The organism is Streptomyces sindenensis (assembly GCF_014649035.1).
GTDB classification, from domain to species: Bacteria; Actinomycetota; Actinomycetes; order Streptomycetales; family Streptomycetaceae; genus Streptomyces; species Streptomyces sindenensis.
Map to the genome: position 1 here is coordinate 20,183 of NZ_BMSG01000046.1, position 21,733 is coordinate 41,915.

Annotated in this window: 17 protein-coding genes and 1 pseudogene; 14 read left to right on the forward strand and 4 right to left on the reverse strand. The window is 73.2% G+C overall.

Annotation, left to right across the window (positions count from 1 at the left end; all coding sequences use genetic code 11):
* Positions 1–62 precede the first annotated feature (62 nt).
* The 8 genes and pseudogenes from IE145_RS31135 (at position 63) to IE145_RS31170 (ending at position 8,981) form a co-directional block, all read left to right on the forward strand.
* Positions 63–362, forward strand: a complete 300-nt coding sequence (locus tag IE145_RS31135; protein ID WP_069741546.1) for a helix-turn-helix domain-containing protein — start codon at positions 63–65, stop codon at positions 360–362.
* Positions 363–403: 41 nt separating this feature from the next.
* Positions 404–784 (forward strand): PPOX class F420-dependent oxidoreductase, encoded by a 381-nt coding sequence (locus IE145_RS31140; RefSeq protein ID WP_189528773.1) that lies wholly within the window; start codon positions 404–406, stop codon positions 782–784.
* A gap of 196 nt (positions 785–980) precedes the next feature.
* Positions 981–2,512, forward strand: a pseudogene (locus tag IE145_RS33620) (hypothetical protein).
* 196 nt (positions 2,513–2,708) lie between these two features.
* Positions 2,709–3,551: a nitrilase-related carbon-nitrogen hydrolase gene (locus IE145_RS31150; RefSeq protein ID WP_189528775.1), complete on the forward strand. Its 843-nt coding sequence runs from the start codon at positions 2,709–2,711 to the stop codon at positions 3,549–3,551.
* Positions 3,548–4,831 carry an aspartate aminotransferase family protein gene (locus tag IE145_RS31155; protein ID WP_189528776.1) on the forward strand — a complete coding sequence of 428 codons (1,284 nt, stop codon included), beginning with the start codon at positions 3,548–3,550 and terminating at the stop codon, positions 4,829–4,831. The genes IE145_RS31150 and IE145_RS31155 overlap by 4 nt, the downstream gene beginning before the upstream one ends.
* A gap of 99 nt (positions 4,832–4,930) precedes the next feature.
* Positions 4,931–6,331, forward strand: coding sequence for a dihydropyrimidinase (gene hydA / locus IE145_RS31160; protein WP_189528777.1), 1,401 nt, complete (start codon positions 4,931–4,933; stop codon positions 6,329–6,331).
* An 11-nt stretch (positions 6,332–6,342) separates the two neighbouring features.
* Positions 6,343–7,344, forward strand: a complete 1,002-nt coding sequence (locus tag IE145_RS31165; RefSeq protein WP_189528778.1) for a TIGR03842 family LLM class F420-dependent oxidoreductase — start codon at positions 6,343–6,345, stop codon at positions 7,342–7,344.
* Positions 7,345–7,433: 89 nt separating this feature from the next.
* Positions 7,434–8,981: an NCS1 family nucleobase:cation symporter-1 gene (locus IE145_RS31170; protein ID WP_189528779.1), complete on the forward strand. Its 1,548-nt coding sequence runs from the start codon at positions 7,434–7,436 to the stop codon at positions 8,979–8,981.
* Here the strand turns inward: IE145_RS31170 and IE145_RS31175 are convergent.
* The gene (locus IE145_RS31175) at positions 8,968–9,729 is read right to left on the reverse strand and encodes a LolA-like protein (RefSeq protein ID WP_189528780.1); all 762 of its coding nucleotides are present in this window, start codon (positions 9,727–9,729) and stop codon (positions 8,968–8,970) included. The two genes, IE145_RS31170 and IE145_RS31175, sit on opposite strands and share 14 nt — an antisense overlap.
* A gap of 199 nt (positions 9,730–9,928) precedes the next feature.
* Here IE145_RS31175 and IE145_RS31180 point away from each other — a divergent pair, with 199 nt between their 5' ends.
* The gene (locus tag IE145_RS31180; protein WP_189528781.1) at positions 9,929–10,324 is read left to right on the forward strand and encodes a hypothetical protein; all 396 of its coding nucleotides are present in this window, start codon (positions 9,929–9,931) and stop codon (positions 10,322–10,324) included.
* A 170-nt stretch (positions 10,325–10,494) separates the two neighbouring features.
* Complete coding sequence (locus IE145_RS31185) at positions 10,495–12,003, forward strand: amidase (RefSeq protein WP_189528782.1); 1,509 nt, start codon at positions 10,495–10,497, stop codon at positions 12,001–12,003.
* Positions 12,004–12,013: 10 nt separating this feature from the next.
* On the opposite strand, the gene IE145_RS31190 is transcribed toward IE145_RS31185, so the two are convergent.
* On the reverse strand, positions 12,014–12,991 hold the full coding sequence (locus IE145_RS31190) for a carboxymuconolactone decarboxylase family protein (RefSeq protein ID WP_189528783.1): 978 nt from the start codon (positions 12,989–12,991) through the stop codon (positions 12,014–12,016).
* A 169-nt stretch (positions 12,992–13,160) separates the two neighbouring features.
* On the opposite strand from IE145_RS31190, the gene IE145_RS31195 reads away from it, so the two are divergent.
* The 4 genes from IE145_RS31195 to IE145_RS31210 all read left to right on the forward strand — a co-directional run bounded on the left by IE145_RS31195 (position 13,161) and on the right by IE145_RS31210 (position 19,128).
* Positions 13,161–14,357, forward strand: coding sequence for a sensor histidine kinase (locus IE145_RS31195; protein ID WP_189528784.1), 1,197 nt, complete (start codon positions 13,161–13,163; stop codon positions 14,355–14,357).
* On the forward strand, positions 14,354–15,058 hold the full coding sequence (locus IE145_RS31200) for a response regulator (protein WP_189528785.1): 705 nt from the start codon (positions 14,354–14,356) through the stop codon (positions 15,056–15,058). The genes IE145_RS31195 and IE145_RS31200 overlap by 4 nt, the downstream gene beginning before the upstream one ends.
* A gap of 104 nt (positions 15,059–15,162) precedes the next feature.
* Positions 15,163–17,385 carry an NADP-dependent isocitrate dehydrogenase gene (locus IE145_RS31205; RefSeq protein ID WP_189528786.1) on the forward strand — a complete coding sequence of 741 codons (2,223 nt, stop codon included), beginning with the start codon at positions 15,163–15,165 and terminating at the stop codon, positions 17,383–17,385.
* Between the two features lie 159 nt (positions 17,386–17,544).
* Positions 17,545–19,128, forward strand: coding sequence for a molybdopterin-dependent oxidoreductase (locus tag IE145_RS31210; RefSeq protein WP_189528787.1), 1,584 nt, complete (start codon positions 17,545–17,547; stop codon positions 19,126–19,128).
* 13 nt (positions 19,129–19,141) lie between these two features.
* On the opposite strand, the gene IE145_RS31215 is transcribed toward IE145_RS31210, so the two are convergent.
* Together IE145_RS31215 and IE145_RS31220 are read right to left on the reverse strand one after the other, a co-directional pair.
* The gene (locus IE145_RS31215) at positions 19,142–20,785 is read right to left on the reverse strand and encodes an FAD-dependent monooxygenase (RefSeq protein ID WP_189528788.1); all 1,644 of its coding nucleotides are present in this window, start codon (positions 20,783–20,785) and stop codon (positions 19,142–19,144) included.
* Positions 20,786–20,865: 80 nt separating this feature from the next.
* Positions 20,866–21,732: an oxygenase MpaB family protein gene (locus IE145_RS31220; RefSeq protein WP_189528789.1), complete on the reverse strand. Its 867-nt coding sequence runs from the start codon at positions 21,730–21,732 to the stop codon at positions 20,866–20,868.
* Between the last annotated feature and the right edge of the window lies 1 nt (position 21,733).

Here is a 21,733-nt window from a genome sequence, read left to right on the forward strand (position 1 = left end):
ATACCGGTCGAAGCGGTATAGTAATGACGGTATAGAAATGGCATCCCGTGTAGGATGGCCGCATGGTCCGTACCCCTCTGACCCCCGAAGAGCGCCTGCGCGGCGAACGGCTCGGCGCGCTGCTCCGCGCGGCGCGCGGGGAGCGCAGCATGGCCGCCGTCGCCGCGAGTGCCGGGATCTCCGCGGAGACCCTCCGGAAGATCGAGACCGGCCGCGCCCCCACCCCCGCCTTCTTCACCGTGGCCGCCCTCGCCGGTGCGCTGGGTCTCTCGCTGGACGAGATCCTCGGCCGCTGCGCGGCGGAGCCGGCGGCGACCGGGGCGCCGGCTCCGGTGCCTGCCGCGGTGCCGCTGATCGCGTAGCGGCTCGGCGGCCGGGACGGGCAGGGCGTAGGGTCGCGCCCGTGACTCTCCAGGACTTCGCGCGCAGCGAGTACGTCAGCCTGACCACGTTCCGGAAGAACGGCACACCCGTCGCCACGCCCGTCTGGGCCGCCGCCGAGGGGGACGTTCTGTACGTCTGGACCCGCTCCGACTCGTGGAAGGTGAAGCGGCTCCGCGGCAACGGCAAGGTCGTCGTCACCGTCTGCGATGTACGCGGCCGGATCGCCGAAGGAGCCCCCAGCGCCGAGGGCGAGGCCAGGCTCCTCGACGAGGACGGCACGCGCGCGGCGCGCAAACTCCTGGCCCGCAAGTACACGTGGAAGTTCTGGCTCGTCGACTGGCCCGCCACCATCGCCCGCCTCGGCAAGCGGCCGCACACCGGGATCGCCATCACGTTCTGAGCCTTCTGGTCTTCTGGGTCCTCTGCGCCTACTGCGCTTTCTGGGCCTGCTGGGCCCGGGGGCGCGCGGCCCGACGGCCGCGCTCCCGCCGCAGCGTGCCCGAAAGCTGCGCGTAGCCGCCCCGTAACACGACTGCGGTCGAATGCCTCCGGACCGTAAGGCTCCAGTCCACGGTCGGCGGTCGGCGAGGGCGACGATGACGGTGCATCAACAGGCTTACGAAGTAGGGGCGTTCGCGCAGTACCTGCGGGATCTGGTGGCGCGCCTGGACCCCGGGCGGGGTTGGTACGGGGTCTTCGCCCGGCGCGACCCGGCGGGTATGCGGTCCTGCCTCGAAGGGGTGGAGATTCCGCCCTGGGACGTGGTGGAGTCCCTGCTCGCGGACCTCGCGGCCCTGCACGGCACCCGGTTCGCCGAGCAGGTCTCGGTCCGGGCCGCCGCGCTGTACTCCGCGTCCGCCGCCGCGTACGACCGGCGGCCCGGCGGGCGCCAGGAGCTGGTCCACCGGCTGGAGTTGATGGTCCGCGAGCAGCACCGGGCGGCGGAGCGCCTGCGCGGCGCGGGGCCCGGCGCGCCGGACCCGGCCGAACCGGACGCGCTGGCCTGGGCCCGCGACGACCACGAACGGGCCACCGCCCGCTGCGCGGAGCTCCGCAAGCGGCTGGCGGCGGTGACGGCCCCCGACGGCTGGTTCCGGGCGGAGGGCGACGAAAGGCCGCGCGCGGGGACGGACGGGGCTGTGGCCTCCGGGCCCGCCGGGGGTGCTGGAGCGGGCCGGGTTCCGCAGCCGCGCACCGAGGCCGGGGACGCGGAGTCCGGGCACCCGCGGGGCCGGGGGTCGGCGATCGAGGGCGAACCGGAGGGGGCGGACGCTCCGCGCCTGGACGTCCCCGCCGAGACCTACGCCCCGGAGGACCCCGCCCCCACCGCCGCCCCCCGGCGCAAGAAGCCCCGTGGTGCCCGGTTCGCCGGGCTGGAGGGGGACGAGGAAGGGGCGGCCGAGTACGCCCTGCGCCGCTGCCCGGGCCGGTCGAACCCGAACACTCCGGCGCACCCGCCCCGCGCGGCGCCCGATTCGGCGGTGCGGAGACGGAAGGCCACGGGGGCCGAGGAAGTCGCGAAGGCCACGGAGGCCGGGGGCGCGGCGGGCGGGACCGGGCGGCCGGCGGCCCCACGGGCCCGGTCGTCCCGGATCCGGCCGCCGGGCAGGCCGTCGCCGGGGCCGTCGCCCGACTGCTCCGGCTGCGCGCCGAGGGCCGCGGCGGCGAGGCGCACGCCGTGCTCTGCGAGGTCGCGGCCTGGCCCGCGCCCCGGCTGCCGCTGCTCGCCCTCGCCCTGCACCGCGCCGGGCTCGCCGCCGACTGGACGACCCTGCTCTGGGAGGCGTCCTCGCTCCCGCCCGCCGGGTTCGCCGCAGCGGCGGGCGAGCTGGCCGCCGCCGGACGGGAGGCGGACTGCGGGCTGCTCCTGCGGCAGGGGGTCGCCCGGCCCGCCGCCGAAGTGGCCGACGCGGCGCTCGCCCTGGACGGTGCGGGCCGTCAGGACCGGGCACGGGACCTGCTCGGCGCCTTCGTCCGCGCACACACTCCGCAGGAGGCCGCCGAGCTGGCCGGGGCAGCCGGGGCCCGGTTGCTCCCGCTCCTCCTGGCGGCGGCCCGCGAGGTCTCGGGGGAGGCGGAGTGGGACCTGGTCCACGCGCTGAGGGTGGCGGGTGTGCCGGGGGTCTGAGGCCCCGGAACGCCGCCGAGGATCGAGAGCGTGTCCGTTGTGGACCGGTCGGGTGCGAAACATGATCGACTCCGCCGGTTCACGGCGATGGTCTTGCCCCGCCGGACACAGGGGCTTACGTTCTCCATCCATGCACCGATCTACGTGCGTAGAAAACGCGTGCAGGCTCTCTGACGCCGCGTCGAAGGAGCAGCTCATGTCCCACGTCGTACGCGCCGCACTCGTCCAGGCGACCTGGACCGGCGACACCGCATCGATGATTGCCAAGCACGAGGAGCACGCGCGCGAGGCCGCCCGGCAGGGGGCGAAGATCATCGGCTTCCAGGAGGTGTTCAACGCCCCCTACTTCTGCCAGGTCCAGGAGCCCGAGCACTACCGCTGGGCCGAGCCGGTCCCCGACGGGCCGACCGTCAGGCGCATGCAGGACCTGGCCCGCGAGACCGGCATGGTGATCGTCGTCCCGGTCTTCGAGATCGAGCAGTCCGGCTTCTACTACAACACCGCGGCCGTGATCGACGCCGACGGCTCCTACCTCGGCAAGTACCGCAAGCACCACATCCCGCAGGTCAAGGGATTCTGGGAGAAGTACTACTTCAAGCCCGGCAACGCCGGCTGGCCGGTCTTCGACACCGCCGTCGGCAAGGTCGGCGTCTACATCTGCTACGACCGGCACTTCCCCGAGGGATGGCGCCAACTCGGACTCGGCGGAGCCCAGCTGGTGTACAACCCGTCGGCCACCTCGCGCGGACTCTCCAGCCACCTCTGGCAGTTGGAGCAGCCGGCCTCCGCCGTCGCCAACGAGTACTTTGTTGCTGCGATCAACCGCGTCGGCCGCGAGGAGTACGGCGACAACGACTTCTACGGCACGAGCTACTTCGTCGACCCGCGCGGCCAGTTCGTCGGGGAGGTCGCCAGCGACAAGGAGGAGGAACTCGTCGTACGCGACCTGGACTTCGGCCTGATCGAGGAGGTCCGCACCCAGTGGGCCTTCTACCGGGACCGACGACCCGACGCCTACGACGGGCTGGTGGAACCGTGAGCGGACTGTACGAGCGCCACCTGGCCGTCAGCCCCGAGTGGCTGGCCCTCTACTACCGCCGGCCCATCGAACTCACCCACGGTGAGGGGCGCCACGTCTGGGACGCCGACGGCAACCGCTACCTCGACTTCTTCGGCGGCATCCTCACCACCATGACCGCCCACGCCCTGCCCGAGGTGACCAAGGCGGTCGCCGAGCAGGCCGGGCGGATCATCCACTCCTCCACGCTCTACCTCAATCGCCCGATGGTGGAGATGGCCGAGCGGATCGCCGCCCTCTCCGGCATCCCCGACGCCCGGGTCTTCTTCACCACCTCCGGCACCGAGGCCAACGACACGGCACTCCTGCTCGCCACCGCGTACCGCAGGTCCAACCAGATCCTCGCGATGCGCAACAGCTACCACGGCCGGTCGTTCTCCACCGTCTCGATCACCGGCAACCAGGCATGGTCGCCCACGAGTCTGTCTCCGCTCCAGTCGCTGTACGTCCACGGCGGCGTGCGCACCCGGGGCCCGTACGCCGAGTTGGACGACGAGGCGTTCATCCACGCCTGCGTGGCCGATCTGGAGGACCTCCTCGGGCACACCCGCAACCCGGCGGCCCTGATCGCCGAACCCGTGCAGGGCGTCGGCGGGTTCACCTCCCCGCCCGACGGGCTGTTCGCCGCGTTCCGCGAAGTCCTGGACCGGCACGGGGTGCTGTGGATCTCCGACGAGGTGCAGACCGGCTGGGGCCGCACCGGCGACCACTTCTGGGGGTGGCAGGCGCACGCCGAGAACGGGCCGCCGGACATCCTCACCTTCGCCAAGGGCATCGGCAACGGCATGTCCGTCGGGGGAGTGGTGGCCCGCGCCGAGGTGATGAACTGCCTCGACGCCAACTCCATCTCCACGTTCGGTGGTTCACCCATCACCATGGCGGCCTCGCTCGCCAACCTCTCGTACCTCCTGGAACACGATCTCCAGGGCAACGCCCGGCGCGTCGGCGGACTCCTCATCGAGCGGCTGCGGTCCGTCGCCGCCGCTTCCCCCGCCGTACGCGAGGTGCGCGGCCGGGGCCTGATGATCGGCATCGAGCTGGTGAAGCCCGGTACCGACGAGGCGGACCCGGAGGCCGCCGCGGCCGTCCTCGAAGCGGCCCGCGCCGGCGGGCTCCTCATCGGCAAGGGCGGCGGGCACCACACCAGCGTGCTGCGCATCGCCCCGCCGCTGACCCTGACCGTCGCCGAGGCCGAGGAAGGCGCGGCGATCCTCGCGGACGCCCTGCACGCGGCGGGCTGACACCCGCCCGCCGGCCCGCGTACGCCCACGAACCGCACGGGGCCGCCCCGGCCGCACGCCCTGAGGACCGGCCGGGGCGCCCCGAGTTGAGGAGATCCCATGAGTCGCACCGTCATCCACGGTGGCCTGGTCATCACCGCGTCCGACGAGATCCACGCCGATGTGCTCGTCGAGGGCGGCCGGATCGTCGCGCTCGCCGCCCACGGGACCGACGCCGCAGAGAGCTGGAGCGCCGGTCGGCGGATCGACGCGACGGGCAAGTACGTCATCCCGGGCGGCGTCGACGGGCACACCCACATGGAGATGCCGTTCGGCGGGACGTACGCCGCCGACACCTTCGAGACCGGCACCCGCGCCGCCGCCTGGGGCGGCACCACCACCATCGTCGACTTCGCCATCCAGAGCGTGGGCAAGTCGCTGCGCGAAGGGCTCGACGCCTGGTACGCCAAGGCCGACGGCAACTGCGCCATCGACTACGCCTTCCACATGATCCTCGCGGACGTGAACCCGTCCTCGCTCAAGGAGATGGACCGCCTCGTCTCCGAAGGCGTGACCTCCTTCAAGCTGTTCATGGCCTACCCCGGGGTCTTCTACTCCGATGACGGCCAGATCCTGCGCGCCATGCAACAGGCCTCCGGCAACGGCGGGTTGATCATGATGCACGCCGAGAACGGCATCGCCATCGACGTCCTGGTCGAGCAGGCTCTCGCCGCGGGCCACACCGACCCCCGCTACCACGGGGACGTCCGCAAGGTCGCCCTGGAGGCCGAGGCCACCCACCGCGCCGTCCAGCTCGCCCGGGTCGCCGGGTCCCCCCTCTACGTCGTCCACGTCTCCGCCGACGAGGCCGTGGAGGAGATCGCCGCCGCCCGCCACAAGGGCCTCCCGGTCTTCGGCGAGACGTGCCCGCAGTACCTGTTCCTCTCCACCGACAACCTCGCCGAGCCCGACTTCGAGGGCGCCAAGTACGTCTGCTCCACCCCGCTGCGCCCCAAGGAGCACCAGGAGACCCTGTGGCGCGGCCTGCGCAACAACGAACTCCAGGTCGTCTCCACCGACCACTGCCCCTTCTGCTTCTCGGGTCAGAAGGAGATGGGCCGGGGCGACTTCTCCAAGATCCCCAACGGCATGCCCGGCGTCGAACACCGCATGGACCTGCTGCACCAGGCCGTCGTGGACGGACACATCACCCGCCGCCGCTGGATCGAGATCGCCTGCGCCTCCCCGGCCCGGATGTTCGGCCTCTACCCGAAGAAGGGCACGATCGCCCCGGGCGCCGACGCCGACATCGTCATCTACGACCCGGAAGCCGAACAGACCCTCTCCGCCCAGACCCACCACATGAACGTCGACTACTCGGCGTACGAGGGCAAACGCATCACCGGCCAGGTCGAGACCGTGCTCTCGCGCGGCGAAGTCGTCATCGACGGGCGGAAGTTCACCGGCCGCGCCGGCCACGGCAACTACACCCCCCGCGCCACCTGTCAGTACCTCGACTAGGAGATCCCGCCATGGACTTCGGACTCGTCCTCCAGACGGACCCGCCCGCCTCCGCCGTCGTCGGCCTGATGCGGCGCGCCGAGCGCAACGGGTTCCGCTACGGCTGGACCTTCGACTCGGCGGTGCTCTGGCAGGAGCCGTTCGTCATCTACAGCCGCATCCTGGAGCACACGGAGAAGCTGACCGTGGGCCCGATGGTCACCAACCCGGGCACCCGCACCTGGGAGGTCACCGCCTCCACCTTCGCCACCCTCAACGACATGTACGGCAACCGCACCGTCTGCGGCATCGGGCGCGGCGACTCCGCGATGCGCGTCGCGGGCCGCCGGCCCAACACCCTGGCCCGCCTCGGCGAGGCCATCGACGTCATCCGGGACCTCGCCGAGGGCCGGGAGGCGACGGTCGACGGGCAGCCCGTGCGGATCCCCTGGGTGAAGGACGGGAGGCTGCCGGTGTGGATGGCGGCGTACGGGCCCAAGGCCCTGGCGCTGGCCGGGCAGAAGGCCGACGGCTTCATCCTCCAGCTCGCCGACCCCTTCCTCACCGAGTGGATGATCAAGGCGGTGCGGGACGCGGCGGCCGACGCCGGACGCGACCCCGACTCCGTCACCATCTGCGTCGCGGCCCCCGCCTACGTCGGCGACGACCTCGACCACGCCCGGGAGCAGTGCCGCTGGTTCGGCGGGATGGTCGGCAACCACGTCGCCGACCTGGTCGCCCGCTACGGCGAACACTCGGCCATGGTGCCCGACGAGCTGACCGCGTACATCGCCGGCCGCTCCGGCTACGACTACAGCCACCACGGCCGCACCGGAAACCCGGACACCGCCTTCGTCCCCGACGAGATCGTCGACCGGTTCTGTCTCCTCGGGCCCGCCCAGGCGCACATCGAGAAGCTCCGGGCGCTGCGGGACATGGGCGTCGACCAGTTCGCCGTCTACAACATGCACGACGCCCGCGAGGCGACCATCGACGCCTACGGATCCGAGATCATCCCCGCCCTGACCGACTGAGGCCCGCTTCCGGCCCCGCTGCCCGCCCGTACGCGCCCCGCCCGCATCGCCCCGCACGGCACCGCTCCCGAGCGAAGGGCTCCACCGCCATGACCGCCACCGTCCCGCCCACCCCACCGCCCCCGGACGCGATACCCGCGCCCGCCACCACGTCCGGCCGCGTCGAACTCGCCCCCGGACAGCTCCCCGACGACCCCCGCTTCGCCAACGACGACCTGCTGCCCGTCCCCGTGGAGCGGCGCACCTGGACGACGTACAACTTCGCGGCCCTGTGGATCGGGATGGCCCACAACATCCCGTCCTGGCTGCTCGCCTCCGGTCTGGTGGCGCTCGGCATGGACTGGAAACAGGCCGTGTTCACCATCGCGCTCGCCAATGTGATCGTGCTGGCCCCGATGCTGCTGACCGGCCACGCCGGACCCAAGTACGGCATCCCCTTCCCCGTTCTGGCCCGCGCCTCCTTCGGCCTGCGCGGCGCCAATCTGCCCGCCCTGATCCGGGCCGCCGTCGCCTGCGCGTGGTTCGGCATCCAGACCTGGATCGGCGGCGTCGGCATCTTCACGCTGCTGGGCAAGATCTTCGGCGGCTGGGCCGGCGCGGCGGAGATCGGCGGGCAGCCCTGGACGCTCTGGCTCTGCTTCGTCCTCTTCTGGGCCCTCGAACTGGCCATCATCTACCGGGGGATGGACACCCTGCGCCGCTTCGAGAACTGGGCGGCGCCCTTCGTGCTGGTCGGGGCGGTCGTGCTGCTCGTCTGGGTCGCGGTCAAGGCGGGCGGGTTCGGCCCGCTGCTGGACCAGCCGTCCGCGCTCGGCTGGGGCGCCGACTTCTGGCCGGTCTTCTTCCCCTCGCTGATGGGCATGATCGCCTTCTGGTCGACGCTCTCCCTCAACATCCCCGACTTCACCCGCTTCGGCGCGGGCCAACGCGCCCAGATCCGGGGCCAGTCGCTGGGTCTTCCGACCACGATGACGTTCTTCGCCCTGCTCTCGGTCTTCGTCACCTCCGGTTCGCAGGCGGTGTACGGGGTGGCCCTCTGGGACCCGGTCCAGCTCGTCGCCCGGACCGACAACGTCTTCGGCCTGGTCTTCGGTCTGGTGACCGTGCTGATCGCCACGGTCTCGGTGAACATCGCGGCGAACGTGGTCTCACCCGCGTACGACCTGGCGAACCTCGCGCCGAAGCTCATCAGCTTCCGGACCGGGGCGCTGATCACGGGCGTGATCGGGGTCGTCATCATGCCGTGGAAGCTCACCGAGACGCCCGAGCTGTACATCTTCACCTGGCTGGGTCTGGTCGGCGGTCTGCTCGGTACGGTGGCGGGCATCCTGATCGCCGACTACTGGATCATCCGCCGCACGGTCCTCGATCTCCCCGACCTCTACCGGCCGGGCGGCCGGTACTGGTACCGGAGCGGCTGGAACTGGCGGGCGGTGGTGGCCTTCGTGGCCGGCGGGGTCCTCGCGGTGGGCGGTTCGCACTCGGCCCCCGGGAAGGGCCCGTTCCCTGCCGACGGCCTGATCCCGCTCCTGAAGCCGCTGGCCGACTACGGCTGGGCGGTCGGGCTCGCCTCCTCGCTGCTGCTGTACGTGGCACTGACGCGGAGGCCGACGGCCCGGCCGGTCACACCGGGTTGACGCTGCGGCCCAGCAGGGCGGTGATGTCCACCGTCTCGTCCGCCGGGGGAGTGGCCGTGGGCACCGGCCGGTCGAAACCGGAGAAGTCCACGGTCCCTTCCCCGTCGGCGCTCCGCACGGTGATCCGCACCGGGTACGGCGTGCCCTCGGCGGCCACATAGGCCGTCAGGCGCTCGCCGCCCTCGGCCCGGGTCACGGGGACGGTCGGCGCGCCGTCCACGTCGGTCTTCGCGCCCTTCGTCAGCGTGTCGAGGTCGGCGGTGCCGACGTTGTCCGTGATCAGCTCGCGGAAGGTGTCGAGGTCGCAGACCTCGGTCATCTCCCGCAGCCGGGGGTCGTCGGCCGAGGCCTTCATGTAGCGGCCGTCGAGAATCGCGTCGAAGGCGGAACCGCCGATCGGCACATGGGTGTTCCAGAAGGCGGCGTCCGGCTTCAGCCAGACGTCGTCGCCGCGCTTCACGATCTCCACCGAACCGTCGTCGCCCATGTCCACGCCGCCCACGCAGTTCCCCTCGCGGTCCAGCGTGAGATCGACGCTCCCTTCCTCCCCGGTGCCGCCGACGCTGCCGCGGGCGCTCAGATGCAGGGACCGGACGTCGATCAGGGCGTCCCGGGCGCGTTCGGCGATCTCCTCGGCGGGGAGCGTGTCGATGTCGTCGTCAGCCCGCGCGAGGGTGCCACCCGTCACGGTGAGAGCGATCGCTGTCGCACCCGCGGCCGCCCGGGCGGCCCATCGGTGTCCGCTCACGTCGCCTCCTCAAAAGGCCCCGGTCAGGGCGTACGAACCAGGATGACCGGCACGTTCGAGCCTACGCCGGGACAGGGGGCGCCGCCCGGCGCGCATACGGAGAGTGAAGCGCCACGGTGTTTTCGGCCACGGAGCGTGGGCAGAGCTGCGGTGATCCCGCCCGGGATCACGTACGTACGCGGCACGGAGGAGACCATCGATGAACCTGTTCACGGGGACGAGGGGAACGAGGAGCAAGGGCTGCGCGGGCGCGGAGAAGGGCTCCCGGTCCGTCCTGCGGGCGCTCGCCGCCACGGCGACGGTGGCCGCGCTGGCCGTCTCGGTCACGTCGGCGACCGCGACCGCCGCCCCGCCCGCGATCCCGCCGGGTCTGTCCTGCGACACCGGCAAGCACGCCATCGACGACTACACGGGCTTCGCGCTCTGTCGCAACAACGGCAGCCAGACGCAGACCTTCTGGGTCCATCTGGTCTGCGGCTGGGCTCCGGACGTCGACGGCAACCACGTCACCCTCAGGCCCGGCGAGTCCGGCCAGTCCACCGCCCACTGCGGGAAGATCGGCACCGGGATCGGCGAGATCCACGTACGCCCGTGACGCGGGAGCCCTGAGACCCGGAAACACCTGCCGCACCGGCCGTACCGGCAACGCCTGGAGCGGCCCGAACGGTTGAGCGTGCCGCCTCCTCTCGTTACCCTCCAGTAAGTACGTGTGGGCGCAGCCGGGACGACCGGCCGGCCCCGCGACCCGAGGGAGGCGGCACGCCCATGTCCTCAGCGGAGCCCACCGAAGCCGAGCCGACCGGAGCGCGACCCACCGGGCAGACCGGCCCGGCCGTACGGCAATCCGGTCGCGCCCGCCGGCCGGCGGCCCCTGCCCCGTCGCCGCTCCCCGGACTTGCCGAGTGCGCCCGCCGGCTCGCCGACGCGACCACCACCTCCACCGCGCTCGTGGCCGACGCCCTCGCCCGGATCGAGGCCACCCAGCCCACCCTCAACGCCTTCCGCCACCTGCGGGCCCAGGCTGCGCTCGCCGAGGCGGCGGAGGCCGACCGCAGGCTCGCGGCGGGGGAGCGGCTGCCGCTCCTCGGTGTGCCGGTCGCCGTCAAGGACGACACCGATGTGGCGGGCCTGCCCACGCACTTCGGCTGCGACGGAGACCTGCCTTTGGCCGTGTCCGACAGCGAGGCGGTCCGCCGGCTGCGCGCCGCCGGAGCCGTCGTCGTCGGCAAGACCAACTCCTGCGAACTGGGCCAGTGGCCCTTCACCGAGGGAACCGCCTTCGGCGCCACCCGCAACCCGTGGAACACCGGGCACACCCCGGGCGGCTCGTCCGGCGGCTCCGCCGCCGCTGTCGCCGCCGGGCTCGTCCCCGCGGCGCTCGGCTCGGACGGAGCCGGATCCGTACGCATCCCCGCCGCGTGGACGCACCTCGTCGGCATCAAGCCGCAGCGCGGGCGCATCTCGGTCCACCCGCACAGCGACTCCTTCCAGGGGCTCACCGTCAACGGCCCCCTCGCCCGTACGGTCGCCGACGCCGCGCTGCTCCTGGACGCCGTCGCCGGAGCCCACCCCGAGGACCTCCACCGGCCGCCCGCCGTGCGTGCCGCCGACGCCGCCCGCCGCGACCCGGGCCGTCTGCGCATCGCGCTCGCCTGGCGTCCCCCGCTCACCCTCACCGGCGCCGGGCCGGACCCGGAGGTGCGCCGGGCCGTCACCGCGCTCGCCGACACCCTCGCCCGGCTCGGCCACCACGTCGAGGAGGCCCGCCCCCGGTACGGGCTGATCGGCCTCGCCTTCGTGCCCCGCGCCACCGTGGGCATCGCCGAGTTCGCCGCCCGGCACCCCGAACCGGCCCTGCTCGACCCGCGCACCCGCAGCGCCCTGCGCACCGGGACGCGGCTGGGTGGCCGGGTGGTGCGGGCCGCCCGCGCCCGCGAGGTGCGCCAGCACCGCAGGATCGGCGCCCTCTTCGACGCCTCCGGGTTCGACGTGCTGCTCACCCCGACCACGGCCGCGCCGCCGCCCCGGATCGGCAGGTTCGACGACCTGAGCGCCTGGCGCACCGACATCGCGATGGCCGCCGCCTGCCCCTACGCCTGGCCGTGGAACGTCCTCGGCTGGCCCGGGGTGAACGTCCCGGCCGGCTTCACCCGCTCCGGCCTCCCGGTCGGGGCCCAACTGCTCGGCCCCTCCCGCAGCGAGGAGCGACTGATCGCGCTCGCCGCCCAACTGGAGGACGAACTGCGCTGGTTCGAGCACCGGCCGCCGGTCTGACGGGCGCCCCTCACGCCCGGGCCGCGCCGGTGAACCCCTCCGCCACCCGCTCCACGGCCAGCATCGCGCCGAACGCGACCAGGTGGACCAGGCAGTGATCGGTGTACGGCTCCACCCGCCAGGCCTTCACGTCCTCGTCGGTGATCCGGTACGGGGCCCGCGCCGCGAGCAGAGCCAGCCGGGCGCCCGGCCGCTCCGCCCGGTCCGGCAGCCCCTCGCCGCTCAGCGGCAGGGGGCCGAACCCGTCCCAGGCGGCCACGGATTCCCGTACGAACGCGGCGTCCCGCTCCTCCAGCAGCCCGGCCCCCGCGTGCGCCGCCGACCGCAGGGCGCCGAAGGCCGCGCCCACCGGGGTGTCCGCCGCCCAGGCGGGCCGCGGGCCTTCGGTCCCCAGCAGCGGCAGGCTCAGCCCGGGCTCCGGACGGCCGCGCACCGCGCGCACGAGCGCCCGGCCCGCCTCGCTGTCCAGCAGCTCGTCCGGGTCCGCGCCACCGGACACCGACTCCTCGTCGATCAGGGCGGAAACGATCCGGTTGATGAAATGGAACGCCAGCGCCGAGCCCACGAACTCCGGTGCCTCGTCCGCCGAGAAGGGCGCCGGATTCCTCATGTCCTGTCCCCACGCGAGCAGGTGGGCGTGCCCCGGATCCGTCGGGCGCTCGCCCCGGGCCAGCGCCCCGGCCAGTTCCGGGTCGCCGCCCGCGTACAGCAGGAGGGTGTGCGCACCCACGCAGAACGGGCAGCGGTTGGCCAGCGACACCCCGTAGGTCACCAACTCCTTCTCCGTCCGGGACGCGTGGCCCGACAGGAGGGACTCCCGCATCAGCGCCCAGGCTCCCGCCATTAGATCGGGGGCCGATGACAGGGCGACGAAGGGCAGCGCGCCCTCGATGCCGAAGTCGCGGGTCACCTGTGCGTGGACGGCGGCAGTCGTTCCCGTCGTCCGGTCGAAGGGTTCGGGTGAGGTGAAGCGGAAAGGTGAGGTCATGCCCCCGATGCTGACCGGTCCGCGGGCTCCGGGTCGTCGTACGGGCGAAGGCGGTCCGGGCTGTTCCCGGCCGACGATCCGAACACCCCCGCTACTCCCCGGGGAGTAGCGTCGGGCCCCTCTGCAAGGAGGACGCGGCCCGCACCGGACCGGAGCTAGGCTGCCGGCCATGCAGGGGGACACGGGGAAGGGCGCCCACGGGGACGCGGAGAAGGGCGGGGCGCGGCGGGCGTACCTGCTCGACGGGGCGCTCGCCGCCGTCATCGCCGCCGCGGTCGCGGCCGCCGCCCTGGCCGCCTCCGCGCCGGGCCCCCTCGACCTGCTGCTCATCGTGACCGGCTCGCTCGCCCTGGCCGGACACCGCCGAGCCCCACGGGCGGTCCTGGCTCTCACCGCGCTCTGCCTCTTCGGGTACGTCGTCCATGCCGAGCCCGGCAGTTGGGCGGCCTTCCCGGTCGTCGTCGCCGTCCACGCGGCGGCCCGCGGCGGACACCGGGCGTACGGCATCGCGGCCGGGGCCGCCTTCCTCGCCGGCTACCTGGGCGTCCTCCTCGCCTCCGGGCCGGGGGCGGGGGAGACCGTCGAGCGGGCGTTGCTGCTGCTCGGGTGGTTCCTCTGCGCCGGAGTCACCGGACTGATCGACAAGAACTGGCAGGCCTATCTGCACCAGACGGAACAGCGTGCCCTGGACGCCGAACGGACGAGAGAGGAAACGGCGTTGCGCCGCGCGGGGGAAGAACGCCTGCGCATCGCACGTGAGTTGCACGACTCCCTCACCCACTCCATCTCCATCGTGAAGCTCCAGGCGGGAGTCGCCGTCCACCTCGCCCGCAAGCGCGGAATCGCCGTGGACCCCGCCCTGCTCGCGATCCAGGAAGCGGGCGGCGAGGCCATGCGCGAACTGCGCGCCACCCTGGAGGTCCTGCGCACGGACGGCCCGCAGGAGCCGCCCCCGGGCACGGGCCTGGCGCGGATCGGCGAGCTGACCGAGCGCGCCCGGGCCGCGGGCATCACGCTCTCCGTCCACATCGACGGCGGCGAACGCACCCTGCCCGCCGACGTCGACCGGACCGCGTACCGCATCGTCCAGGAAGCCCTGACCAACGTCGCCCGGCACGCCGGGCGGGCCAGGACCACCGTCCGGCTGGGCTACACCGACCATGCCCTCACCGTCGCGGTCGTCGACGAGGGCCCGTGCCCGCCCGGCGCGCCGATCACCCCGGGCACCGGCCTCACCGGCATGCGCGAACGCGTCGCCGCCCTCGGCGGCACCCTGACCGCGGCCCCACGCCCGGACGGCGGATTCGCCGTCCGGGCCGAACTGCCCCTCGCCCTGCCGCTGACCGGCACCGTGAGCACCCGGTGAGCGCGCGGGCCCTCCTGCGCGTCGCGATCATCGACGACCAGGCACTGATGCGCGCCGGATTCCGGGCCCTGCTGGACGCGGAGGACGACATCGAGGTCGTCGGGGAGGCGGCGGACGGCCGTGCCGGGCTGGACCTCCTGCGCGAGCACACCCCCGACGTGGCGCTCCTGGACATCACCATGCCCGTGATGACCGGGATCGAGGCCACCCACGCGATCGCCGCCGACCCGCTCCTCGCCGGAGTGCGCGTCGTCATTCTCACCAATTACGGACTGGACTCCTACGTCTTCGACGCGCTGCGCGCCGGGGCCGCGGGCTTCCTCCTCAAGGACACCGAGCCCGCGGAGCTGCTGCGGGCGATCCGGGTCGCCGCAGACGGCGACGCCCTCCTCTCGCCCGCGATCACCCGTCGGCTCATCGGCGAGTTCGTCGCCCGCCCGCCGGACCGGTCCACCGCCCCCGGCCTGGAGGTCCTCACCCGCCGTGAGCGCGAGGCCACCGCGCTGGCGGCCCGAGGTCTCAGCAACGAGGAGATCGCCGTCCACATGGTGGTCAGCCCCTACACCGCCAAGACCCATGTGAGCCGCGCGATGATCAAGCTCGGGGCCCGCGACCGGGCCCAGCTCGTGGTCTTCGCCTACGAGTCCGGGCTGGTCGAGCCCCGGTCGTGGGGCGACGGGAGCCCGGCCCCGGGCCGCTGAGGTGTCCACGGTGTGTGAAGCCGTGCGGGGGCCTTGTGGAGCCCGGCACGCCGAAGAGATATCTTGATGTCAAGCAATGTTGCAGACGTGGAGCGGAGCACCCGGTGACTGACTCGACCATCATCTATACGCACACCGACGAGGCCCCTGCCCTGGCGACCTACTCGTTCCTGCCCGTCGTCGAGGCCTACGCCTCGACCGCGGGTGTCACGGTCGAGCGCCGTGACATCTCCCTCGCGGGCCGGATCATCGCCAGTTTCCCGGAGCACCTCAAGGCCGAGCAGCGTATCGATGACGCACTCGCCGAGCTGGGCGAGCTGGCCAGGACGCCCGGCGCGAACATCATCAAGCTGCCGAACATCTCGGCGTCGATCCCGCAGCTCAAGGCCGCCATCGCCGAGCTCCAGGAGCAGGGCTACGCCCTCCCGGACTACCCGGACGACCCGCAGACCGACGCGGACAAGGACGTCCGCGCCCGGTACGACAAGGTCAAGGGCAGCGCCGTGAACCCGGTGCTGCGCGAGGGCAACTCCGACCGCCGCGCCCCCGCCTCCGTCAAGAACTACGCCAAGGCCCACCCGCACCGCATGGGCGCCTGGACGGCCGACTCGAAGACGAACGTCGCCACCATGGGCGTCGACGACTTCCGCTCCACCGAGAAGTCCGCGGTCGTCGCCGAGGACGGCACGCTCCGCATCGAGCTGCACGGCGACGACGGCACCACCACCGTGCTCCGTGAGTCCGTCCCCGTCCTCAAGGGCGAGGTCGTGGACGCGGCCGTCATGCGCGTCGCCGCGCTGCGCGAGTTCTTCACCGCGCAGGTCGCCCGCGCCAAGGCCGAGGGCGTGCTGTTCTCCCTGCACCTCAAGGCCACCATGATGAAGGTCTCCGACCCGATCATCTTCGGCCACGCGGTCCGCGCCTTCTTCCCGAACACCTTCGCCAAGTACGGCGACCAGCTCGCCGCCGCCGGCCTGACCCCCAACGACGGTCTGGGCGGCATCCTCAAGGGCCTCGGCTCGCTGCCGGACGTCGGCGCCGAGATCCAGGCGTCCTTCGAGGCCGAGCTCGCCGAGGGCCCCGCCCTCGCGATGGTCGACTCCGACAAGGGCATCACCAACCTGCACGTCCCCAGCGACGTCATCGTCGACGCCTCCATGCCCGCCATGATCCGCACCTCGGGTCACATGTGGGGCCCGGACGGCAACGAGGCCGACACCATCGCCGTCCTCCCGGACAGCAGCTACGCCGGTGTCTACCAGGTCGTCATCGACGACTGCCGCGCCAACGGCGCCTTCGACCCCGCCACCATGGGCTCGGTGCCCAACGTCGGTCTGATGGCGCAGAAGGCCGAGGAGTACGGCAGCCACGACAAGACCTTCGAGATCCCCGCCACCGGCACCGTGCGCGTCGTCGACGCGAGCGGCGCGGTCGTGCTGGAGCAGGCTGTCGGCGCCGGCGACATCTTCCGCATGTGCCAGACCAAGGACCTGCCGATCCAGGACTGGGTCAAGCTCGCCGTCACCCGCGCCCGCGCCACCGGCAACCCGGCCGTGTTCTGGCTGGACGAGACCCGCGCGCACGACGCCAACCTGATCGCCAAGGTCACGACGTACCTCGCCGACCACGACACGGACGGCCTGGACATCTCCATCAAGTCCCCGGCCGAGGCGACCGCGTTCTCCCTGGAGCGCATCCGGCGCGGCGAGGACACCATCTCCGTCACCGGCAACGTGCTCCGCGACTACCTCACGGACCTCTTCCCGATCCTGGAGCTGGGCACCAGCGCCAAGATGCTCTCCGTGGTCCCGCTGATGAACGGCGGCGGCCTCTTCGAGACCGGCGCGGGCGGCTCGGCCCCCAAGCACGTCCAGCAGCTCGTCAAGGAGAACTACCTCCGCTGGGACAGCCTGGGCGAGTTCCTGGCCCTCGCGGTCAGCTTCGAGCACCTGGCCACCACCACGGACAACGCGCGGGCCCAGGTCCTCGCCGACACCCTGGACCGGGCGACGGGCACCTTCCTCAACGAGGACAAGTCCCCGAGCCGTCGCCTCGGCGGCATCGACAACCGCGGCAGCCACTTCTACCTGGCCCTCTACTGGGCGCAGGAGCTGGCGCGGCAGACCGACGACGCCGAGCTCGCCGAGGCGTTCGCGCCGCTCGCCAAGACCCTGTCCGAGCAGGAGGAGACCATCGTCGCCGAGCTGATCGCGGTGCAGGGCTCCCCGGCCGAGATCGGCGGCTACTTCCAGCCCGACCCGGCCAAGGCCGCGGCGGTCATGCGCCCGTCCGCCACGTTCAACAACGCGATCGCGTCCCTCGGCTGACGTGACGTGAGACCGGGACGGCCGCGCCGCCCCGGTCCTTGACCGCCCCGGTCGGCCCTGGTGCCGACCGGGGCGGTTCGCGTGTGCGTGCCCCCGGACGGGTGAGGCCGCGGAGCCCGTACGGGTGTCCGGGGCAATCCGGCCGCCTCCCGGTTCCGAATGAGGAACGTGAGTATCAACCGCACCGCCCTGACCCGCACCGCCCTCGCCGCCCTGAGCGGACTGCTCGCGGGGTTCGCCGCGCTGACCGTCGCCGAACTCGTCTCGGCCGCCGTCAGACCCGAGGCGAGCCCCGTCACGGCGGTCGGCGGGGCCGCCATCGACCGGACGCCCACGGGGGTGAAGGACTGGGCGATCCGCACGTTCGGCGAGAACGACAAGATCGTCCTCCAGCTCGGGATCGTCGCCACCCTCGCCCTCTTCGCCGTCGCCGTCGGCCTGCTGGCGCTGCGCCACCGGCGTACGGGCTCCGCCGCCGTCCTGGTCTTCGGCGCGGTCGGCGCGGCGGCCGCCGTCAGCAGGCCGGACGCCACCGGGTTCACCGACGGGCTGCCGTCCCTGGCCGGCGCGGTGGCCGGGGCGATCCTGCTGTACGTCCTCGTCGGCAGGTTCACCCGGCCGCGCGCGGTCGCCGGGCAGGAGGGCGAGAGCGGCTGGGACCGGCGCGGCTTCCTGATCGCGGCCACCGCGGCGGCCGCCGCCTCCACCGCGGCGGGAGCCGTCGGCCGGGCGCTCAACGGCCGCAGCGCCCAGGACGCGATCGCCTCCCGGGACGCGGTCCGGCTCCCCGCCCCGGCCTCGCCCGCCGAGCCGGTCCCGGCAGGAGCACAGCCGAGGGTGCGCGGCATCAGCTCGTTCACCACCCCCAACGACGACTTCTACCGGGTCGACACCGCCCTCGTGATCCCCAAGGTCGACGCCGGCGCCTGGCGGCTGCGCATCCACGGCCAGGGCGTACGGAGGGACCTGGAGGTCAGCTACCGGGATCTGCTGGACCGGCCGCTGATCGAACGCGAGATCACCCTGTGCTGCGTCTCCAACGAGGTCGGCGGCCCCTACATCGGCCACGCCCGGTGGATCGGCGTCCGCCTGGCCGACCTGCTCAAGGAGGCCGGGGTCAAACCGCCGTCCCGGGGCGGCGAGGCGGACCAGATCATCGCCCGCTCGGTGGACGGCATGACGCTCGGCACCCCCGTCGAGGACGTCATGGACGGCCGGGACGCCATGCTCGCCGTCGGCATGAACGGCGAACCGCTGCCGTTCGTCCACGGGTTCCCCGTCCGGATGCTCGTGCCCGGACTGTACGGGTACGTCTCGGCCTGCAAGTGGATCGAGGACATCGAGCTGACCACGTTCGACGCCTACGACGCGTACTGGGTGAAGCGCGACTGGGCCCGGGAGGCCCCGATCAAGACGCAGTCCCGCATCGACACCCCCAAGCCCTTCGCGCGCCCCGAGGCGGGCACCGTCATGGTCGCGGGGGTGGCCTGGGCCCAGCACCGGGGCATCGAGAAGGTCGAGATCCGGGTCGACGACGGCCCCTGGCGGCCCGCCCAGCTCGCCGACCAGGCCACCGTCGACACCTGGCGTCAGTGGACCTACCCCTGGAAGGCGACCCCCGGCAGCCACACCCTCACCGTCCGCGCCACCGACGGGACGGGCGAGACGCAGACCGAGAAGCGCACGAAGACCGTTCCGGACGGGGCGAGCGGATGGCACTCGGTGGTCGTCAGCGTCGACTGACCACGACGGGCCCTCACGGGAGGAAGATCCTCCCCAGGGCCTCCTTCAACCCGCCCACCGTCGGCGGACCAAGACAGGCCGTCAGATACCCGTCCGGGCGGACGGCGAAGGCCGCGCCCTCGCCCGCCCCGTACCGGCGCGCGAACTCGCCCCGGCTGTCGTGGTGATGCGGGACGCCCGTCCACCGGGCCGTGACCCCGGCGGGCAGGATCCGGTGCGTCTCCATCCGGCCGTCGGTCAACTCCCTCGCGGCGCAGGCGAGATCGAAGGAGACGTCGCCCGCCGGGTGGTCCCCGTACACCAGCAGCACGTGCCCGCGACCGCGCAGCACGTCGAAGAGGCGCACCGGATGGGCGGCGATGTCCCCCGCGAGGCCGCCGCAGTCCGGGGCCCGGTCGCCCGGCCGCAGCGGGGCCGGATCGTCCGGAGCGAGGGGCGACACCAGCGGGCTCTCCCGGTAGCCGACCAGGAGTTGGGCCTCGCGCAGCACCAGCGTCTCCCGGTCCGTCGGGTCCGCCTGCACCCCCTCGGCGGCATGCCGCACGGTCCGGTCCACCACCTCCTCGCCGACCGGGCGCCGCTCCGCGTCGTACCCCGGGAGCACCCGCGGCCCCGCCGCCCCCTCGACGGCCAGCGCCAGCTTCCACGCCAGGTTGCAGGCGTCCTGGATCCCGGTGTTCATGCCCTGGGCGCCGGTCGGCGGATGGATGTGCGCCGCGTCCCCGGCGACGAACACCCGGCCCTCCCCGTACCGGTCCACCAGCCGGTGACTGATGCGGAAGACCGACGACCAGCGCAGCGCGGACGCCGTGACCGGCTCCGGCGCCAGCCGGTCCAGCACCTTCTGGATATCGGGGAGCGCGGGGGCCGTACCGCCCTGCAGGCCGTGCGCCACCCCGTCCCCGTCGCCCGCCGCACCGGAGAGCTGCCGCTCGGCGGACAGCTCCGGCGGCACGAGCATCGACATCCGGTAGCGGCCGTTCCCCGGCAGCGGGATGCAGACCAGCAGATCGTCGACCGTCCCGTCCTCGCCGCGGTGCATCGAGCGCACCCCGTACCCGGGCGGCAGGTCCCACCCCACCTCCACATCGGCGAGCATGTACTCCTCGGGGAACGCGCCGCCCTCGAAGGAGAGCCCGAGCCCCTTGCGTACCGCCGAGTGCGCCCCGTCGCAGCCCACCAGGAACCGCGAACGGACCTCCACCTCGTCCCCGGACGTGGTGGTGAGCCGGCTGGTCACTCCGGCGGGATCCTGGGCGAACCCCACCAGCGCGGTCGACCGTTCGATCCCGGTGCCGTACCGCCCCAGGAACTCCTCCAGCAGGCGCTCGGTGTCGCACTGCGGCAGCGCGGCGAAGCCGTACGGCACCTCGGGCGGCAGCACCAGCTCGACCCGGCCCCGCTCGGCCCCGTTCACGTACGTCAGCTGCCCGCGCATCGGGACCGCCGCGTCCAGCACCTCCCGCACCAGACCCATCCGGTCGAAGAGCTCCAGGGTGCGCGGCTGGATGCCCACCGCCTTGGCGTACGGCAGCCGGGCGGGCAGCCGGTCGACGATCCGGCAGGCCACCCCCGCCCGCCGCAGCTCCGCGGCGAGCGTCAGGCCGACCGGGCCCGCGCCCACCACGAGGACATCGGTCGATTCGCTGCGTGCCACCGGGGTCTCCCGTCGTGGTCCCCCGCGTACGGTCCCCTCCATCGTCCTGCCCGTGGCGGCCATCGGCACCCGGGCGGCCCTCAGCCTCCGGCGGGCGGGGCCATCGCCCACCGGATGGTCCTGGTCAGGGCCTTTCCGGCGGGCCGTACGCAGACCTCCTCGACGCCCGGGACCCGGGGCAGCCGCAACGGCTCCCGGGCCCACGGCGGGAGCGAGGCCACGGCGTTCGCGGCGAGCACGGCGTACGGGGGACGGACCGGCCAGGGCAGGGGCGGGTGCAGCAGGATGAAGCGGGCCGCGTCCAGGGCCTCCCGGGTGGCACGCAGCTCCGGGCGGTAGGCGGCGATGCGCGCGGCCAGCTCCGCCCGGTCGTGCGGCGGGTCAAGAACGCCGAGCGCGTGGGCCACCGTCGCCATGTCGTGGATGTACCCGTCGCACCCGGCGCCGTCCAGAGGCCGTTCCCCGTACCGCTGGTGGGCGCGGAGGAAGCTGTCGACCTCGGCGATGTGCACCCAGCACAGGAGGTGCGGGTCGGCCGCGTGGTACGGCTCGCCGGACGGCGCGGTCCCGCGCACCCGCTCGTGCACGGACCGTACGCGGTCAACCGCCTCCTGGGCGTGCTCGGCCGTGCCGAACGTGGTCACCGCCAGGAACGTGCTGGTCCGCTGGAGCCGCCCCCACGGATCGCCCCGGAACCCCGAGTGGCCCGCGACGGCGGCCATGGCGAGGGGGTGCAGCGACTGGAGGAGCAGCGCGCGCAGCCCGCCGATGAACATGGACGCGTCCCCGTGCACCCGCCGCACCGGCCGGTCCGGGCCGAACCAGCGGGGGCCGGGCGTCTGGTGGATCCGGGCCCGGTTCTCCGGCCCGGAAGGCCCCGCCACCCGGGCGAACAGGCTCCTGCCGAGCCGTTCCCGTACGCCGGAGCCGGACGCCGCCTTGTCCATA

What these genes read in the sequence shown, in the direction of transcription:
- IE145_RS31190 (WP_189528783.1), bottom strand. Translation starts at nt 12,991, where the DNA reads ATGACCTCACCTTTCCGCTTCACCTCACCCGAACCCTTCGACCGGACG.
- IE145_RS31150 (WP_189528775.1), top strand. Translation starts at nt 2,709, where the DNA reads ATGTCCCACGTCGTACGCGCCGCACTCGTCCAGGCGACCTGGACCGGC.
- IE145_RS31180 (WP_189528781.1), top strand. Translation starts at nt 9,929, where the DNA reads ATGAACCTGTTCACGGGGACGAGGGGAACGAGGAGCAAGGGCTGCGCG.
- hydA (WP_189528777.1), top strand. Translation starts at nt 4,931, where the DNA reads ATGAGTCGCACCGTCATCCACGGTGGCCTGGTCATCACCGCGTCCGAC.
- IE145_RS31220 (WP_189528789.1), bottom strand. Translation starts at nt 21,732, where the DNA reads ATGGACAAGGCGGCGTCCGGCTCCGGCGTACGGGAACGGCTCGGCAGG.
- IE145_RS31210 (WP_189528787.1), top strand. Translation starts at nt 17,545, where the DNA reads ATGAGGAACGTGAGTATCAACCGCACCGCCCTGACCCGCACCGCCCTC.
- IE145_RS31135 (WP_069741546.1), top strand. Translation starts at nt 63, where the DNA reads ATGGTCCGTACCCCTCTGACCCCCGAAGAGCGCCTGCGCGGCGAACGG.
- IE145_RS31170 (WP_189528779.1), top strand. Translation starts at nt 7,434, where the DNA reads ATGACCGCCACCGTCCCGCCCACCCCACCGCCCCCGGACGCGATACCC.
- IE145_RS31165 (WP_189528778.1), top strand. Translation starts at nt 6,343, where the DNA reads ATGGACTTCGGACTCGTCCTCCAGACGGACCCGCCCGCCTCCGCCGTC.
- IE145_RS31195 (WP_189528784.1), top strand. Translation starts at nt 13,161, where the DNA reads ATGCAGGGGGACACGGGGAAGGGCGCCCACGGGGACGCGGAGAAGGGC.
- IE145_RS31185 (WP_189528782.1), top strand. Translation starts at nt 10,495, where the DNA reads ATGTCCTCAGCGGAGCCCACCGAAGCCGAGCCGACCGGAGCGCGACCC.